We start from the raw sequence: 15,549 nt of genomic DNA, 5'->3' as shown, positions 1-15,549 counted from the left end.
TTCGTCATGGCCGTTTACAAATTAGTATCCGAAGGCGCCGCTGGGAAGAGGAGGGACCTCCGGGGCATACCCGGAGAGAGCCGCAGGAACGGAGACCGTCATGTCATCAGCGCCCACAGCCCAGGGCCCGCTCGTCGTCGGCGTGGACACGTCCACGCAATCCACGAAAGTCCTGGTCGTCGACGCTGCCACCGGCCGGGTCGTCGCGAGCGGCCAGGCTCCCCACCGCGTCAGTACGGGCGACGGCCGCGAGAGCGACCCCCAGGACTGGTGGGACGCCCTGTGCGCGGCCCTCCGACAGTGCGGGGACGCCGCCCGGGAAGCCTCCACGGTGTCGATCGCCGGCCAGCAGCACGGGCTCGTCACGCTCGACAAGGACGGCAAGCCCGTACGGAGGGCTCTGCTCTGGAACGACGTACGGTCCGCCCCGCAGGCACGCAGCCTCGTCGAGCGTCTCGGCGGTCCCAAGGTGTGGGCCGACCGTGTCGGCAGCGTCCCCGGGCCTTCTTTCACCGTGACGAAGTGGGCCTGGCTCACGGAGAACGAACCGGCGGCCGCCCGTGCCACGGCCGCGGTGCGCCTTCCCCACGACTACCTCACGGAACGCCTCACCGGGCTGGGCACGACCGACCGAGGTGACGTCTCCGGAACGGGATGGTGGGCGTCGGGGACGGAACAGTACGACGAAGGCATCCTCGAGATGGTGGGCCTGGACCCGTCACTGCTGCCCCGTGTCGCACGGCCCGGCGAGGTCGTCGGAACCGTCCGGGACTGCGGCGAACTGCCCTTCTCCAGAGGCACACTGATCGCCCCGGGCACCGGTGACAACGCGGCGGCCGCCCTGGGGCTCGGCCTGCGCCCCGGCACACCGGTCCTGAGCCTCGGCACTTCGGGCACCGTGTACGCGGTGTCGGAGCGCCGGCCCGCGGATCCGACCGGGACCGTCGCGGGCTTCGCCGACGCACACGGCGCGTGGCTACCGCTGGCCTGCACCCTCAACTGCACCCTGGCCGTCGACCGCGTGGCAGCACTGCTCAACCTGGAACGCGAAGCGGTCGAGCCGGGCGGATCGGTCACGCTGCTGCCCTACCTGGACGGCGAGCGCACACCGAACCTCCCCCACTCCTCCGGGCTCCTGCACGGCCTGCGGCACGACACGACCGCCGGGCAGTTGCTGCAGGCCGCCTACGACGGAGCGGTGCATTCGCTGCTCAACGCACTCGATCTCGTCCTGGACCCGGACGCCGACCGCTCCTCCCCGCTGCTGCTCATCGGGGGCGGAGCGCGCGGCACGGCCTGGCAGGACACCGTGCGACGCCTCTCCGGACGCCCGGTGCAGGTCCCGCAGGCGAAGGAACTGGTGGCGCTCGGCGCCGCGGCACAGGCGGCGGGCCTGCTCACCGGCGAGGACCCGAGCGCCGTCGCGCGGCGCTGGGACACAGCTCGGGGTCCCGTGCTCGACCCCGTAACCCGTGATGAAGCGACCCTGTCCCGGATCTCCGAGGTACTCTCCGACGCGGCGCCGCTCCTGGACAGGGCGCCCCACGGGGAGTGAGGACTGACCGAGGCATGACCGCACCGCTGCACGACGAGCGCCGGGCCGCGTCCGGCCGACTGCCCGACACCCAGCAGGGGATGCGCCGCCGCAATCTCTCCCGGGTAATGCACGCGGTGGCCGCGCACGGGCCGCTGTCCAGGGCCTCGGTGGCTTCCAGAATCGGACTCACGCGTGCCGCCGTCTCCACCCTGGTGGACGAGTTGATCCGCTCGGAATTGCTGGACGAGCTCGGTCCGGGGCGGGCGGGGCGAGTCGGGCGCCCTGGGTCCGCCCTCGCGGTCAGTGCGCGAGGCCCCGCCGGCATCGGCGCCGAGGTGGGTGTCGACCACCTCGCCGCCTGTGCGGTCGATCTGCGAGGTGAGGTCCGCGCGCGTGCCGTACGGCAGGCCGGGAACCGCGGGCGCTCGCCCGTACCGGTGCTGGAGGAGCTCGCCCTCCTGGTGGAACAGGTGAGCGCCGAGGCACGGCAGACGGGCCTCTCCCCCACGGGCCTGGCGGTGGCCGTCCCCGGGCTCGTCGCCCGCGATACGCGGACGGTCGTCCGTGCGCCCAACCTCGGCTGGGCCGACATCGACCTGGGTCGCCTCTTCCCCACCGAACTGCCCCTGACCGTGGACAACGAAGCCAACTTTGGCGCCCTCGCGGAACTGTGGCTCGGCGAGGAATCCCCAGAGGACTTCCTCCACATCTCCGCGGAGATCGGCATCGGCGCCGCGCTCATCGTCGACGGGCGGTTGCTGCGCGGCACGCACGGGTTCGCCGGCGAGTTGGGGCATGTGCCGGTACAGCCGGACGGGAAGGCCTGCCCCTGCGGAGGACGTGGCTGCCTGGAGCAGTACGCGGGCCAGGAGGCCGTGCTCCGCGCCGCTGGCCTGGACCCCGGCGAAGACCGGAACGAACTTCTCGCCGAGCGTGCCGCCGCGGGTGACGAAACGGTACGGCAGGCGCTGCGCGACGCGGGAACCGCGCTGGGGATCGCCCTCACCGGCGCCGTCAACCTGTTGGATCCGCAGGCAGTGGTGCTCGGTGGTGCGCTGTCGCGTCTCGCGCCGTGGCTGCTGCCCGCACTCGAGCATGAACTGACGGGGCGCACGGCCGGCCGAGGCTGCGAAGTGACCGTGTCCGGTCTCGGGCCGGACGGCCCTCTGCTCGGCGCGGCACGCTCTGTGGCGCGGGCCGTGCTGGATGACCCCGCGAGTGTGGGCACGGGTGCCGGTGTGACGGCGGGGGCGGGTGTGACTAAGGGGGCGGGCGTGAGCCCGAGTGGTCATGCTGGTGAGGACCCGGCCTCGGGCTCCGGCGTACGTGGGTCGGGGACGTAGGAAGCCCCCCAACCTCCGCGTCCGCCCGTGATCCGCCCACGGTCCACCCCTCCCGATCCCCCGGTCGGGTGACGTGGATATCCACAATCGCATTGCTGTGCACAGATCCGAGCCACGCCCTTCCGCCTCAACCAGCGGGCGCCGTACCGTAATTCACGTGACGCGCCGCCGCTCGACGAGCGAAAACAAGGCGGTGACGTCACGGATCGGGGGATTCCAATGCGGGGAAATCCAGTCCCGGGCGCCGATCCGTCAGCCCGAACCACCAGACTGGAGCAAAGCGCCATGCGTGATCCCAAGATCCTCACCGTACGACCCGAGCCGGGCGAGTTTGCCTGGACGTTCGGCGGCGCTCCTCCGGTCGCGCGTATCACGCCGGGCACGGTCCTCGACCTCTTCACGGAAGACTGCTTCGCGGGCAACGTGCGTTCGGAGAAGGACCTGGTCTCCGAAGTCTGCGAGTTCCCGTTCCTGAATCCGCAGACAGGGCCCTTTTACGTAGAAGGGGCGGAGCCGGGCGACACCGTCGCCGTTCACTTCGTATCGATCGAACCGGCCCGCGACTGGGCGGCTTCCACGACGGTGCCCTTGTTCGGCGCCCTCACCTCCACGCACTCCACGGCGTCGCTCCAGCCGCCGCTGCCGGAAGCCGTGTGGATATGGCAGCTGGACCGGATCCGCCGTACCGCACGGTTCAGGGCACGGGACAGCGACTTCGAGATCGAACTGCCGATGGACCCCATGCGCGGCACAGTCGGGGTCGCGCCCGCCAATCTCGAGGTGCGCTCGGCACTCGTCCCCGATGCCCACGGCGGCAACATGGACACGCCCGAGATGCGCGCCGGCGTCACGTGCTATCTGGGGGTGAATGTCGAGGGCGCGCTGCTGAGCCTCGGCGACGGACACGCACGGCAGGGCGAGGGTGAGACCTGCGGGGTGGCCGTCGAATGCGCCATGAACACCGTGGTGATCGTCGAGCTCCTCAAGGGCGTGGCCACACCCTGGCCCAGGCTGGAGTCCGACACGCACATCATCTCGACGGGTTCGGCGCGACCGCTCGAGGACGCCTTCCGCATATCCCAGCTCGACCTGGTGCAGTGGCTGGTACGCGATTACGGCTTCAGTGAGCTGGACTCGTATCAGTTCGCGACGCAAACGGTCGAGTCGCCCCTCGCGAACGTCTGCGACACCAACTACACGTGCGCGGCCAAGATCCGCAAGGAATGGCTGCCCGCGCGTGAGACTCACCGTGGGCTGCACGCGCGGCTGCGTGAGACAGCAGCGTTGCTGCCGCACGGGCCAGCCCATCTCCACCTCGCATAGACCCGAGCGCCTCTCGACAGGACGGCCCCTCTCGTCCGGTTCCGGCGCTGCGGCTACTCCAATGCGGTGGTCCCACCCGCCAGGTGGGCGCCGACGCACTGGTCCTCTCCAGTACAGCGCCAGACCAGCCGTTCCCCCCCACCGAGAGGCAGGCACGTCATGGATCGAGCAAGACGCTTCCCCAGCCGGCGCCGGCTGCTGCAGGGCGCGGTCGCCGCCGCCATTCCCGCGGCACTCCTGCCCGCCACCCGCGCGACTGCCGGGGCCCTCGCAGTCGACTACCCGTCGGCCGAATCGGTCCCGGCGAGCAGCTCCAACTACACGGCGTCCAACCGCCCGACCACCTATCCCATCGACTACGTGATCATCCACGTCACGCAGGAGACGTACGCGGACACGCTCGCCATCTTCCAGAACCCGGCGAAGAAGGTGTCGGCCCACTACGTGGTGTGTTCCGCGGACGGCCACATCGCCCAATGCGTCCGCGAACGAAACGTTGCCTGGCACGCGGGGAACTGGACCTACAACACCCGCAGCATCGGCATCGAACACGAAGGGTGGGTCGACAAACCCGAGTACTTCACCAACGCACTGTATGAGCACTCCGCCGCACTGACCGCAGCCATCTGCTCCAAGTACGGCATTCCCAAGGACCGCGAGCACATCATCGGCCATCACGAAGTTCCCGGTTCAGACCACACGGACCCGGGCCCCTACTGGGACTGGTCGCGCTATCTCCGCCTCGTCAACTTCGCCTGACCTCGCGCAAGCAGACCGCGGCCTTCGCTAGGGCCGCCGGTACATACACCTTGAGGAGCCCGATCTCCTTGTCGGCTCCTCGCTCTGGGGCGACGATGGCAGCACCGCATCGCCGTCCCCGGAGGCCGAGTTGACCGATCCATGGGTGGCCCTGGAGCCGGGCGCAGATCCCACCGAGCGGGTCAGGATGCTGCGTCGGGCCCACGAAAGGTTCACCGATGCGGGGACGATTTCCCTGCCGGTGCGCTCGGTGGTGGCCGACTCATGGCGAAGGTCGGCGAGGGCGCGGGTGAGCCCGGAGGGGTTCGGCGCGGCGGTCGAGCTCACCGACGGTGATCTCGGCGCGTACCGGGCGGAGCATCCGTTGGCACGGGTGATGCCGCTGTTCCGTGAGTTGATGGGCACCTTCGCGGCGGACGGCGAGCACCTTCTCGCCGTGTGCGACGCACAGGGCAGGCTGCTGTGGGTCGAGGGCCACACGCTGACCCGGCAGCGGGCGGGACGGATGAACTTCGTGCCGGGTGCGCGGTGGGCGGAGTCCGCCATGGGGACCAACGCGCCGGGGACGGCGGTCGCCGTGGACAGGCCGGTGCAGGTTTTCGCCGCCGAGCACTTCATGCGGCGCGTCCAGCCGTGGACCTGTGCGGCGGCTCCTGTACACGATCCACGGTCGGGGCGGTTGATCGGCGCCGTCGACATCACCGGTGGTGACGGCCTTGCGCACCCGCACAGTCTCGCCTTCGTACAGGCCGTCGCTCGGGCCGCGGAGTCCCACCTGGCGCTGCTCGCCCCTCCGGTGGGAGCCGGCAAAGGGGTCGAGCTCGCCGCCCTCGGCCGGGACGAGGCGCTGCTGATCGCCGGTGGCCGCAAGGTTCGGCTCAGCCGTCGACACAGCGAGATCGTCGTGCTGCTGGCTCGCCACCCGGAGGGGCTGACGGGGGACGAGTTGCTGTACGCGCTCTACGAGGACGAGTCGGTGCCGCAGGTGACGTTGCGGGCCGAGATGGCGCGGTTGCGGCGGATTCTGGGTGCGGAGCTGCTGCGATCGCGACCGTACCGGCTGGCTGCGCCGGTCGAGTGTGACGTCGACACCGTGGAGCGGCGACTGGGGGCGGGTGCGGTGACGGCGGCTGCCGCGGCGTATGCCGGGCCGCTCCTGCCGCAGTCGCAGGCACCGGCCCTGGTCCGGCTCCGCCGCAGACTCGCGGATCAGTTGCGGGCCGCGCTGGTCGACCGCAACGACCCGGACCTGCTCGCGGACTGGGCACACGCGCCGTGGGGTGAGCAGGACTTGGTGGTGTGGAGGGCATTGGCCACGCTGCGTCCGACAGCTCCGGTCCTGGCCCGGCTGCGCGAACTCGACGCGGAGCTGACGGCGGCGGGGCCCGGGACGTGACGGGTAGTTGGGGGCCGGGGGTGGGGCGGCGAGGGGGCGGGGCCTTCGAGTAGCGGGAGGTGAGGGGCGGCGGGGGGTGGGGGCTGGGGGGCCGGGGGGGGAGGGAAGGAACCCTGGTGCAGCCAGAGACCCTGGCAGCGGCCGCGGGATCCTGAACAAGTGGCACGAGGCACGGGGGCACACGTTGGAGGATTGGTGGGGAGGGGGCAAGCGGGCAGGCCCCGTACGGCGGAAGGTTCGCAACGTCGATGCAACCTACGCGCTCCTAGCCTCCGGGCGAGAGCTGCCCGACGGCGGGCAGCCTGCTCCGGGAGGCAAGCCAAGATGACCCGTTACGCAGCGCCCGGCACCGAGGACGCGATCGTCTCCTACCAGTCGCGTTACGACCACTTCATCGGTGGCGAGTATGTGGCGCCGGCCCGTGGCCAGTACTTCGAGAACCCGAGTCCGGTAAACGGCCGGCCGTTCACAGAGATCGCCCGGGGCACCGCCGAGGACGTCGAGCGGGCGCTCGACGCCGCGCACGCGGCCGCGCCGGCGTGGGGGCGTGCGTCCGTCACCGGGCGCGCGGATGTCCTGCGCAAGATCGCGGATCGGATGGAGGCCAATCTCGAACAGCTCGCGGTCGCCGAGAGCTGGGAGAACGGCAAGCCGGTCCGGGAGACGCTCGCCGCCGACATCCCTCTGGCCATCGACCACTTCCGGTACTTCGCGGGCGTCATCCGCGCGCAGGAGGGCTCGCTGAGCGAGGTCGACGAGGACACCATCGCGTACCACTTCCATGAGCCGCTCGGCGTCGTCGCCCAGATCATTCCGTGGAACTTCCCCATTCTGATGGCGACTTGGAAGCTGGCTCCGGCGCTCGCGGCCGGTAACGCCGTCGTCCTCAAGCCCGCCGAACAGACCCCCGCCTCCATCCACTACTGGATGAGCCTCGTCGCCGATCTGTTGCCGCCGGGGGTCGTCAACATCGTCAATGGGTTCGGGGTCGAGGCGGGCAAGCCGCTGGCCTCCAGCCCGCGCATCGCCAAGGTCGCCTTTACGGGGGAGACCACGACGGGGCGGTTGATCATGCAGTACGCCTCCGAGAACATCAAGCCGGTGACGTTGGAGCTGGGCGGCAAATCGCCGAACATCTTCTTCGACGACGTGTGGTCCGCCGACGACGACTTCCGGGACAAGGCGTTGGAGGGCTTCACGATGTTCGCCCTCAACCAGGGCGAGGTGTGCACCTGTCCGTCGCGGGCGCTGGTGCAGCGCGGGCACTACAGCGAGTTCCTCGAGGCGGCGATCGCTCGTACGGAACAGATCAAGGCCGGGCATCCGCTCGACACCGACACCATGATCGGCGCGCAGGCATCCAACGACCAGTTGGAGAAGATCCTCTCCTACCTGGACATCGGCCAGCAGGAGGGCGCCAAGGTGCTGACGGGCGGCCAACGTGTGGAGTACGACGGTGAGTTGGCGGGCGGCTACTACGTCCAACCGACGATCTTCGAGGGCGACAATCGCATGCGGATCTTCCAGGAGGAGATCTTCGGCCCGGTCGTCTCGGTCGCTTCGTTCAACGACTTCGACGACGCCATCAAGACGGCCAACGACACGCTGTACGGCCTCGGGGCCGGGGTGTGGACGCGTGACATCAACACCGCGTACAGGGCGGGGCGGGCCATTCAGGCGGGCCGCGTCTGGACGAACTGCTACCACGCGTATCCGGCGCACGCGGCGTTCGGCGGCTACAAGCAGTCCGGCATCGGACGCGAGACCCACAAGATGATGCTGGAGCACTACCAGCAGACGAAGAACCTGCTCGTCTCGTACTCGCCGAAGAAGCTGGGCTTCTTCTAGAGGCACGAAAAAGGGCGCCTGACCTGGGCTTTTGCCGGTCAGGCGCCTTCTGGTCGACCCGGGTAGAGCAGGGTCCGGTTTACGTTGTAACTTCCAGTTCCTCCCACCGTCATCCCGCTCTGACCAGCTCTTCCGGACCAGTCACTGACCAAAACCCCGACTCACCCCTCTGGCGCCGAGCCCTGACTGACGCGGTCCCACTCCTGCACGGGCTGCTCAATCAGCCGGTTGGCCTGCCCCCGGACGCCATCCAGGAACTTGGCATAGTGCCGGAAGAGGACCTCGATGCTCTGGCCCGAGCGGCGAGCGCATTCGGCCGGGACCTCACCGGAGTACAACCAGAACCGAGATTCCAGCGTGCCGCAGATCGTAAGGCCGCTTGGCCAGCCCGGAGGCGAGTTCCGTGCAGGCCAGGACATGCTTCCGTGCCCACGCCCACGTAATGCCATACGCGGACGCGTCCACGTAGTTGCCGGCCTGGTTCCGGAACACCCACCCGTTCGGCGCCACGCCGAACCGATTGATGTGCGCGCGCAGGATGCGCACGAACTGCGCCGGGATGGGCACCGGCCAGGTCGCGGAAGCCGCACGGCGCTTGAGCGAGTGCACCTCGTACACCACGCCGTCGTCCGTCCACTCCTTGCCCGCGGTGACGACGCCGCCCGACAGGTTGAGCATCCCCCATCCGGTCTCGGGCAGATGGCACTGGTCGAGCCGGACGTGAATGACCTCAGCCGGCCGCATGGCCGCGTAGTACATACAGCCGAAGAACGCCTCCAGGTGAGGGCCGCGCCCGCGCTGCTGAGCAACCGCCGCAAGCAGCCGGGCGACCTGGGCCGGATTGGGGACGGCAGCCGGGTCCACCTCCTCGCTGACCGCCGGAGCGTTCCGCCTCAGCCCGTTGAGAGGATTCCCCGCGAAGACCTGTCTTCACGGCAATGTAGAGCACCTCGCTCAGCGCAGCTCGCTTGCGCCGCGCCGTCTTAGCCGCAGCCGCTTTGCCGTCCAGCTTGCGACCCAGGGCGTCCAACGCCCGCCGCAGCACGTCGGCTTCCGCGAGGGCACTAACGGGCTGGGAGTTTCGCTTCAGCCAGTCCAAGGCCTTCCGCCACTCTTCGGTCGGCTCTTGGGTCCATCCGTTCTTGTTGAACGCCCACGAGTACAAGGCGCGCCGCAGCACCCGCGGCTCCGGATGTGTTGCGCCAGGATGCACCAGGCCAGGCGTAATGGTGGCGAATGCGTCGGCCAGCGCACGACGGGTGTTCCCGGCAGCCCCGTGTGCTCATCGAAAGGCTCGCCCTCGCGCGCCGCCGTCATCAGCTTCGCGTGCCTGCTCTCGGCGAGCCCGACGGTCGTGAATGACTCTGATTTTTCGCGTCCGTTGACCGTCCACCGGACCATAAAAGCCTTGCGCCGGTCAGCGCGCTCGCGAATGTCCCAGAAACGGACGTTGCAACTCATCGCCAAGTGTCAAAATCTCTCTCGCATGCGTCCCGCCAGGCATCCAGATCTGTGCGACGGCACCGTAGTTCGCAAATTGGGCAGCTTGATCATGCGGGGGGGGGGCTTTCCCGCGGGCGCGCATGCGGTAAAGCTTCATGCCGGAAATCCAGGCGTGCATGGACACGCAGCACAGACCACCCTTTCTGAGAGAGCCATCCATCGTGGAGGGCCTATAAAACGCAGGGGGCATCGCGAATCGACACAGCGTGGGTTACGCCTCACGGCGCACAGTCGAGCGCAAAGGTGGACAACTGCAAGGAGAGCTCCCGGCTCGGATGTCCCCTATGGGCAGCACCTCAGGCTTCGGCCGCGCGGACGCATGAGGTATGAAGACGTCCGTGACCGAACCGCACCAGGCCGCCACCCAGCACGCCTTTATCGCCCTTGCGCCGCCCGACGATGCGAAGAACGAGCTGGCGCACGCGCTGAGCCCGGCCTATGCCGCCTATCCCGACCTGCGCTGGAACCGCATCGAGGACTGGCACATCACCCTCGCCTTCCTGGGCGAGCTGCCGGTGCGGGTCGTCCAGCGGCTTCGTTCGCCCCTCGCCGACCTGGCGGCCGCCCACCCCTCTCTCGAACTGGTGCTGATCGGTGGTGGACACTTCGACGAGCGCGTGCTGTGGAGCGGCATCGAGGGCGATCTCGACCAGCTGCACGAGCTGGCCGAAGCGGTACGGGCGTTGGTCAGGAGTTGCGACGTCGACTTCCCCGAACGTCCGCTGCGTCCCCACCTCACGCTGGCCCGCGCTCGCCGCAACGACAACGCGTCCGTGAAGGCAGCGGCCGCCTGCCTCGACGGCTTCACCGGACGCCCTTGGCAGGCCGGACGCCTCCACCTGGTCGGCAGCACGACAAGAGGCCACTCAGGCCCGCGGCGCTATCGCGACATCGACGCGTGGCCCCTGGCCACTGCACGCCTTGGGCAAGCAGCCACGCGCTCCGGGTCAACTGCACAACGGCTCTCGCCGGATGGGGGTTGACTACGCACGCCATATGGAACCCCACGCCTCGTTCCCGTCCAGGACCCGGGACCAGGACCCAGGACCAGGACCAGGACCAGGACCAGGACCAGGACCAGGACCAGGGTCCTGGTTTTCGTTCCTGAATGGGTGGAGCTAACTCCCGGGCGGTTCGGGGGGTGCACTGGATGGTCCGGGACATGCCCGCACGGCGAGAGTTGGGCTCATGAGAACGCACAATGCCCTGCTCGCCGCCCTCCTCGTCCCGCTCGGTGCCACCCTGGCCGTCATCCCGGCCGCCTCCGCTGCCACTCCGCCCGCCTCGGCCGCCGCACCGGTCTCCGCCGATGCCGCCGCGCCCGCCGGTCCGGAGGGGGCCGCGCCCGCCGCATTGCGCTCCCCAGAGGCGGCCCTTGGCCGGGTGGCCCACCCGCTGCGCACCACTGAGCCGCGCGGCGGCCTGGCCGATCTCGGCCCGCTGGGCCAGATGGTCCGCGATGCCCGGGTGGTGGGCCTGGGCGAGGCCACCCACGGCTCGCACGAGTTCTTCACCGTCAAGCACCGAATCTTGCGGTACCTGGTGGAGAAGAAGGGCTTCCGGGCCTTCGCCCTCGAAGCCCCCTGGAGCACCGGACTGCGGCTCGACGCCTACCTCACCCGTGGCGAGGGCGACTTGAAGCAGATCATGGACGAGGAGTTCCAGGGCACCTACCAGTTCTGGAACACCAGCGAGTACCGCGGTCTGCTCCAGTGGATGCGCGCGTACAACGTCAAGCACCCCAAGGACCCCCTCCGCTTCGTCGGCGACGACAACGGGTTCGCCGGTGCCGAGCTGTACGACAAGGTGAGCGCCTACGCGGCCGCGGCCCGGCCCGAACTCGGCCCGCGACTCACCGAGCTGTACCGGGGCCTGCGGCCCACCACCGACGCCGAGACGTACGTCAATGAATACCTGTCGAAGCCGCTGGCCGAACGCAAGGAGCTCGCCGAGCGGACCGGCCGGGCACTGGACCTGCTCGAACAGCGGCCCGGCAAGGACGCCGACGGGCACGCCTGGGCCGTCCAGCACGCCACCGCGATCCACCAGATGACCACCATGTACGCCTTTGACTGGGACGACCCCCAGGTCATCCCTGATGCCATGCGCTACCGCGACCAGGTCATGGCACAGAACGTCGCCTGGTGGCAGCGGCAGACGGGCGACAAGATCCTGCTCTCCGCCCACAACAGCCACATCGCCCTCAAGACGTACGTCCCCAATACGCACCCGAAGGCCCAAGGCGACTTCCTTCGTGAACAGTTGGGCCGCCACTACCTGAGTGTCGGCCTCACCTTCGACCGGGGCTCGTTCAACGCCTTGGGCCAGGACGGCGGCGTCCACCGGTTCACCATCGGCCCGGCCGCACCCGGCACCACCGAGCACACCCTGGACCGGGTACGCCACCGCGACTTCATGGTGGACCTGCGCAGCGCCCCCGCCCCGGCCCGCGCCTGGCTCACCGAGTCACGCACCGTCAAGAACATCGGCGCCACCTACCCCTGGAACGGCAACGCCGCACAGATCCGGCTCGCGAAGACCCACGACGTTCTGATCCACCTTCACCGGGTGAAGGCGGCCGACATGCTCAAGTAGCGTCGGACCCGTACGGCACGGATGCGGCGCGGGAAGTCGGCCGATCCGACGTCCCGCGCCGCCGGGGGTGGGTAGGACACCCGCACCGCGAACAGCAGGCGTCCGTCGGCGAAGCCGGCGAAGTCGGCGAACAGCTCCGCGAACTGGCCCGCGCCACTGGCCCCACCGCAGGCCACAGCACCGCGTCCTCCGTCCGGACGCGGACGGCGAGCCAAGGCGTGTCGGCGATGGTGGAGAGCGTGGCGGTGATCCATGCCGTGTGGACGAGGGGCAGGGCGATGCCTTCGAAGAGGACGATGAGGTAGTTGGGGTGTCGCATCCAGCGGTAGAGGCCGGTGGTGACCAGCGGTAGCCCGGGCACGACGATGACACGGGTGTTCCATCGGGGGCCGAGCGCCCTCATGCACCAGGCGCGGCCGGCCTGCACGAGGACGAGGACGTCCAGCGCCGGCCAGCCGATCAGAGGGACGAAGGCGCGGTCGGCGAGGACCACCTCCGCAGCGGTCCCGACGAGCAGGTAGACATGAAGGGTGATCATGACGGGGTGGCGTCATGTGGGCGGCGATCTCCTCCTGGGCATGCTGTCCGACCGGTGTGAGTCCGGAGGTGTCGAGAGCGCCGACCTTGCGTATCAAGCCACCCCACGTGCCGACCGAGCCGGTCCTACGCCTGCCGCCCGGCCGCACCCAGCTTGTTCTGCGCGCCACTGTGTGAACACCAGCGACGGGTGGAGGGAACGATCTGTCACTCGTTGGGCCCCGTAAGCCCGTTCCAGCCATGGCCATCCAGTACCAGCGCTTGCAGGCGGGGTCTTCCGGTGCCGGTCCGCGCCGGAAGACCCCTTACCCCACAGGGATCTCAGGCGCGGAGGGTCACCAGAACGATGCCGGCCGTCGCGGCGCCGAATGCCACGGCGGCGAGACCGTGGGAAAGCCGGTGTGCGCGCAGTACGGGGAGGAGCCGGTCGGCCGCGAACCTACCGGGTCCGGTCAGTGCCAGGCTCGCGGCGGCAACGAGGAGCAGCAGTTCGAACTCGATGCCGGCGGGACTGAAGAATCCGCCGCCCCACTTGACGGCGACGACGTTGAGCATGACGCCCACGACGCCCGCCGCGGCGAGCGGGGTGAGCAGGCCGATGACGAGCCCGAGGCCGCACAGGGTCTCGGTGAGCCCGGCGATCACGGCCATTGTGTGTGCGGCCTCGTAACCGTTGCCCTCGAAGAACCCCGCGGCGCCGTCCAGGCCACCGCCGTCGAACCAGCCGAAGAGCTTCTGGGCTCCGTGGGCGGCCATGGTCAGGCCGACCGTCCAGCGCAGCAGCAGGAGCCCGAGGTCACTGCCGGACCGGGTAGGCACGGGAAGGGATGTGGCGTCGTTCGGGGACGTGGCGCCGGCAGGTGTGCTGTTACTGGCGAAAACGGACATGGGTGTCTCTCCTGTAGGGAAGGGCGTACGTGAGGCTGCTGCTCCCGGAGGCGCAGCGAAGCGACGCCGAGCAGCGCTGTCGGGCACTGTCGGCTTGCGGGTGGAGAGACCCGTCTACGTTCTGATGATCTGGATTCCGTACAAATCGACCGACGTGACGTCCTGGTGCGAGGGTCCGGCGAGGGCCGGGACGACGTGCGGAGGACTCGGCGGCTTGGACGTCGACTTGGGGATGTGCGACCCCGGCGGGTCCGGACACGGCACCACCCCGCCCCTCGGGTCCGCCGGCTGCCCCTCGTGGCAGCCGCGGTCCTCGGCCGGGGAGTCGGCCCGAGGCGCGGCGGAAACGGCGGTCGCGCGGATTGCGGTCTCGGGCCCGACAGAAGCGGACGCCGTTGCCCCGTCGATGCCGAACAGGGGAGCCAGGAAGACGAAGAGCAGGGCGATCAGCGCCACGCGGACGGCGTGCCCCCCGGGTCGTGCCGTCCGCGTCGTCATGCCCCGGCCGGTGCGGGGACGGCGCGGGCAGCTCTGGCTCATGGCGGACACGCTACTAGCCTTGAACTTTCAAGTAAAGAAGCCTTTCAAGTCTTGCTGCTCGCCTACGCTGTCGATCATGAGTCGTTGGGAAGAGTTGACCGGTGGGACGTCCGGAGAGGACTACGCCGCCCGGTTTGCCGCCCTGGCCGGCAGCGGCAGGGACATGCACGGTGAGGCACGGCTGTGCGCCACGCTGGTGCCCACCGGTGCGAGGGTGCTGGATGCCGGGTGCGGTACCGGCCGGGTCATGATCCGGTTGGCGGAGCTCGGGTATGTCTGTGTCGGAGTCGACCTCGACGCTTCCATGCTGGCCGTGGCGCGCAAACAGGCACCCCACCTGCCCTGGATCCAGGCAGATCTGGCCGCGTTCGACCCGGCTGAACTGCATGGTGGCACGGACTTCGACCTCGTGGTGGCCGCCGGCAACATCTTCCCGCTCCTTGCCGCGGGTACGGAGGCCGCGGTGGTCAGCCGCTTGGCCCGGAGCCTGCGCCCGGGCGGCCTCATGGTCGCCGGATTCGGCCTGGACGAAGCCCACCTGCCGGTATCGCCCACCCTGACCCTGCCGGAGTACGACGCCCACTGCGCCACGGCCGGCCTCACCTTCGTCGACCGCTTCGCCACGTGGGACGCCCACCCCTACCAGGGCGGCGGCTATGCCGTCAGCGTCCATCGGGCGCATCGCGGCTGAAAGGGAACGACCGAGAAACTGTCAGCGCCCGGGCACCGGGCCCGACGAAGCCGTCGCTTCCCCCGGTGGGTGATGCGACTCACCGCACGGTTCCGGGGCTTTCGGGGTGTGCCGGGGCGGGGGCTCCGTCGAGCTGAACGGACCAGCCGGCCCGGTAGGGCAGCAGGGCCCGGACCGCGCGTCGCGATCCGGGCCCTGCCCCATGTGGTGCCGCCCCGCGGCGGCGGTGCGTCAGTTCTGTGCGGTGTCGTCGCTCGCCTGCCCGGCGTCACCCTCGGCCGCGCCGACCTTCTCGCGCATCTTGCGCACCAGCTCCGCCTTCTGGTCGGCGGCACCCTGGCGGTCGAGGTTCCGGTGCGGACCGTTGTTCTGGCGCTCGGCGCGGGACAGCCTCTTGCGCTTGCCGCCGCCCATGCCCACAGGGTTGTTGATGTTCTTGCTCACAAGTTCTCCCAAAATGGTGTGAAGTGCCTAAGTATTCTCGGAGGGGACGGGCGCGGCCCCGTCGCAGGACGTCAGCGGGAGCCCGTCACGCTCTCACTCGTAAATCGGCGTCTGGAAGAACATGGCCAAGACGTTACCTGGTTCC

At 69.4% G+C, this 15,549-nt stretch carries 14 protein-coding genes; 9 read left to right on the top strand and 5 right to left on the bottom strand.

The features are described from left to right. Positions 1-100: 100 nt before the first annotated feature. The 6 genes from xylB to exaC all read left to right on the top strand — a co-directional run bounded on the left by xylB (position 101) and on the right by exaC (position 8,206). Positions 101-1,555, top strand: coding sequence for a xylulokinase (xylB, locus tag ACZ7DY_RS17425; protein WP_471135966.1), 1,455 nt, complete (start codon positions 101-103; stop codon positions 1,553-1,555). 14 nt (positions 1,556-1,569) lie between these two features. Continuing rightward, the gene (locus ACZ7DY_RS17420; protein WP_471135963.1) at positions 1,570-2,880 is read left to right on the top strand and encodes an ROK family protein; all 1,311 of its coding nucleotides are present in this window, start codon (positions 1,570-1,572) and stop codon (positions 2,878-2,880) included. Between the two features lie 285 nt (positions 2,881-3,165). Then, on the top strand, positions 3,166-4,203 hold the full coding sequence (locus ACZ7DY_RS17415) for an acetamidase/formamidase family protein (RefSeq protein WP_471135960.1): 1,038 nt from the start codon (positions 3,166-3,168) through the stop codon (positions 4,201-4,203). A gap of 159 nt (positions 4,204-4,362) precedes the next feature. Then, complete coding sequence (locus ACZ7DY_RS17410) at positions 4,363-4,962, top strand: N-acetylmuramoyl-L-alanine amidase (RefSeq protein WP_471135957.1); 600 nt, start codon at positions 4,363-4,365, stop codon at positions 4,960-4,962. Positions 4,963-5,092: 130 nt separating this feature from the next. After that, entirely contained in the window at positions 5,093-6,358 is a 1,266-nt protein-coding gene (locus ACZ7DY_RS17405; RefSeq protein WP_471135954.1) for a GAF domain-containing protein, read from the top strand. 324 nt (positions 6,359-6,682) lie between these two features. Next, a complete protein-coding gene (exaC, locus tag ACZ7DY_RS17400; protein WP_471135951.1) occupies positions 6,683-8,206 on the top strand; it encodes an acetaldehyde dehydrogenase ExaC in 1,524 nt (507 codons plus the stop codon). A gap of 324 nt (positions 8,207-8,530) precedes the next feature. Here the strand turns inward: exaC and ACZ7DY_RS17395 are convergent, their stop codons facing one another. Next, entirely contained in the window at positions 8,531-9,070 is a 540-nt protein-coding gene (locus ACZ7DY_RS17395; RefSeq protein ID WP_471135948.1) for a hypothetical protein, read from the bottom strand. Positions 9,071-10,035: 965 nt separating this feature from the next. Here ACZ7DY_RS17395 and thpR point away from each other — a divergent pair. Both thpR and ACZ7DY_RS17385 read left to right on the top strand, forming a co-directional pair. After that, positions 10,036-10,692: an RNA 2',3'-cyclic phosphodiesterase gene (thpR, locus tag ACZ7DY_RS17390; protein WP_471135945.1), complete on the top strand. Its 657-nt coding sequence runs from the start codon at positions 10,036-10,038 to the stop codon at positions 10,690-10,692. 205 nt (positions 10,693-10,897) lie between these two features. Beyond that, entirely contained in the window at positions 10,898-12,304 is a 1,407-nt protein-coding gene (locus tag ACZ7DY_RS17385) for an erythromycin esterase family protein (protein ID WP_471135943.1), read from the top strand. Here the strand turns inward: ACZ7DY_RS17385 and ACZ7DY_RS17380 are convergent. The 3 genes from ACZ7DY_RS17380 to ACZ7DY_RS17370 all read right to left on the bottom strand — a co-directional run bounded on the left by ACZ7DY_RS17380 (position 12,297) and on the right by ACZ7DY_RS17370 (position 14,269). Continuing rightward, positions 12,297-12,842: an isoprenylcysteine carboxyl methyltransferase family protein gene (locus ACZ7DY_RS17380; protein WP_471135940.1), complete on the bottom strand. Its 546-nt coding sequence runs from the start codon at positions 12,840-12,842 to the stop codon at positions 12,297-12,299. The two genes, ACZ7DY_RS17385 and ACZ7DY_RS17380, sit on opposite strands and share 8 nt — an antisense overlap. A 320-nt stretch (positions 12,843-13,162) precedes the next feature. Then, positions 13,163-13,729 carry a DoxX family protein gene (locus ACZ7DY_RS17375; RefSeq protein WP_471135937.1) on the bottom strand — a complete coding sequence of 189 codons (567 nt, stop codon included), beginning with the start codon at positions 13,727-13,729 and terminating at the stop codon, positions 13,163-13,165. A 114-nt stretch (positions 13,730-13,843) separates the two neighbouring features. After that, a complete protein-coding gene (locus tag ACZ7DY_RS17370) occupies positions 13,844-14,269 on the bottom strand; it encodes a hypothetical protein (protein WP_471135934.1) in 426 nt (141 codons plus the stop codon). Positions 14,270-14,345: 76 nt separating this feature from the next. Between ACZ7DY_RS17370 and ACZ7DY_RS17365 the strand changes: the two genes are divergently transcribed. After that, positions 14,346-14,960, top strand: a complete 615-nt coding sequence (locus ACZ7DY_RS17365) for a class I SAM-dependent methyltransferase (RefSeq protein ID WP_471135931.1) — start codon at positions 14,346-14,348, stop codon at positions 14,958-14,960. A gap of 231 nt (positions 14,961-15,191) precedes the next feature. Here the strand turns inward: ACZ7DY_RS17365 and ACZ7DY_RS17360 are convergent, their stop codons facing one another. Then, the gene (locus tag ACZ7DY_RS17360; protein WP_468084274.1) at positions 15,192-15,404 is read right to left on the bottom strand and encodes a DUF6243 family protein; all 213 of its coding nucleotides are present in this window, start codon (positions 15,402-15,404) and stop codon (positions 15,192-15,194) included. Positions 15,405-15,549 lie beyond the last annotated feature (145 nt).

It is taken from the genome of Streptomyces sp. NPDC037013 (genome assembly GCF_055607265.1).
This window is presented reverse-complemented; position numbering and strand designations above follow the sequence as displayed.

Coding starts and splice junctions, on each gene's coding strand:
- xylB (WP_471135966.1), top strand. CDS start 101: ATGTCATCAGCGCCCACAGCCCAGGGCCCGCTCGTCGTCGGCGTGGAC.
- thpR (WP_471135945.1), top strand. CDS start 10,036: ATGAAGACGTCCGTGACCGAACCGCACCAGGCCGCCACCCAGCACGCC.
- ACZ7DY_RS17380 (WP_471135940.1), bottom strand. CDS start 12,842: ATGATCACCCTTCATGTCTACCTGCTCGTCGGGACCGCTGCGGAGGTG.
- exaC (WP_471135951.1), top strand. CDS start 6,683: ATGACCCGTTACGCAGCGCCCGGCACCGAGGACGCGATCGTCTCCTAC.
- ACZ7DY_RS17365 (WP_471135931.1), top strand. CDS start 14,346: ATGAGTCGTTGGGAAGAGTTGACCGGTGGGACGTCCGGAGAGGACTAC.
- ACZ7DY_RS17375 (WP_471135937.1), bottom strand. CDS start 13,729: ATGTCCGTTTTCGCCAGTAACAGCACACCTGCCGGCGCCACGTCCCCG.
- ACZ7DY_RS17410 (WP_471135957.1), top strand. CDS start 4,363: ATGGATCGAGCAAGACGCTTCCCCAGCCGGCGCCGGCTGCTGCAGGGC.
- ACZ7DY_RS17415 (WP_471135960.1), top strand. CDS start 3,166: ATGCGTGATCCCAAGATCCTCACCGTACGACCCGAGCCGGGCGAGTTT.
- ACZ7DY_RS17420 (WP_471135963.1), top strand. CDS start 1,570: ATGACCGCACCGCTGCACGACGAGCGCCGGGCCGCGTCCGGCCGACTG.
- ACZ7DY_RS17385 (WP_471135943.1), top strand. CDS start 10,898: ATGAGAACGCACAATGCCCTGCTCGCCGCCCTCCTCGTCCCGCTCGGT.
- ACZ7DY_RS17370 (WP_471135934.1), bottom strand. CDS start 14,269: ATGAGCCAGAGCTGCCCGCGCCGTCCCCGCACCGGCCGGGGCATGACG.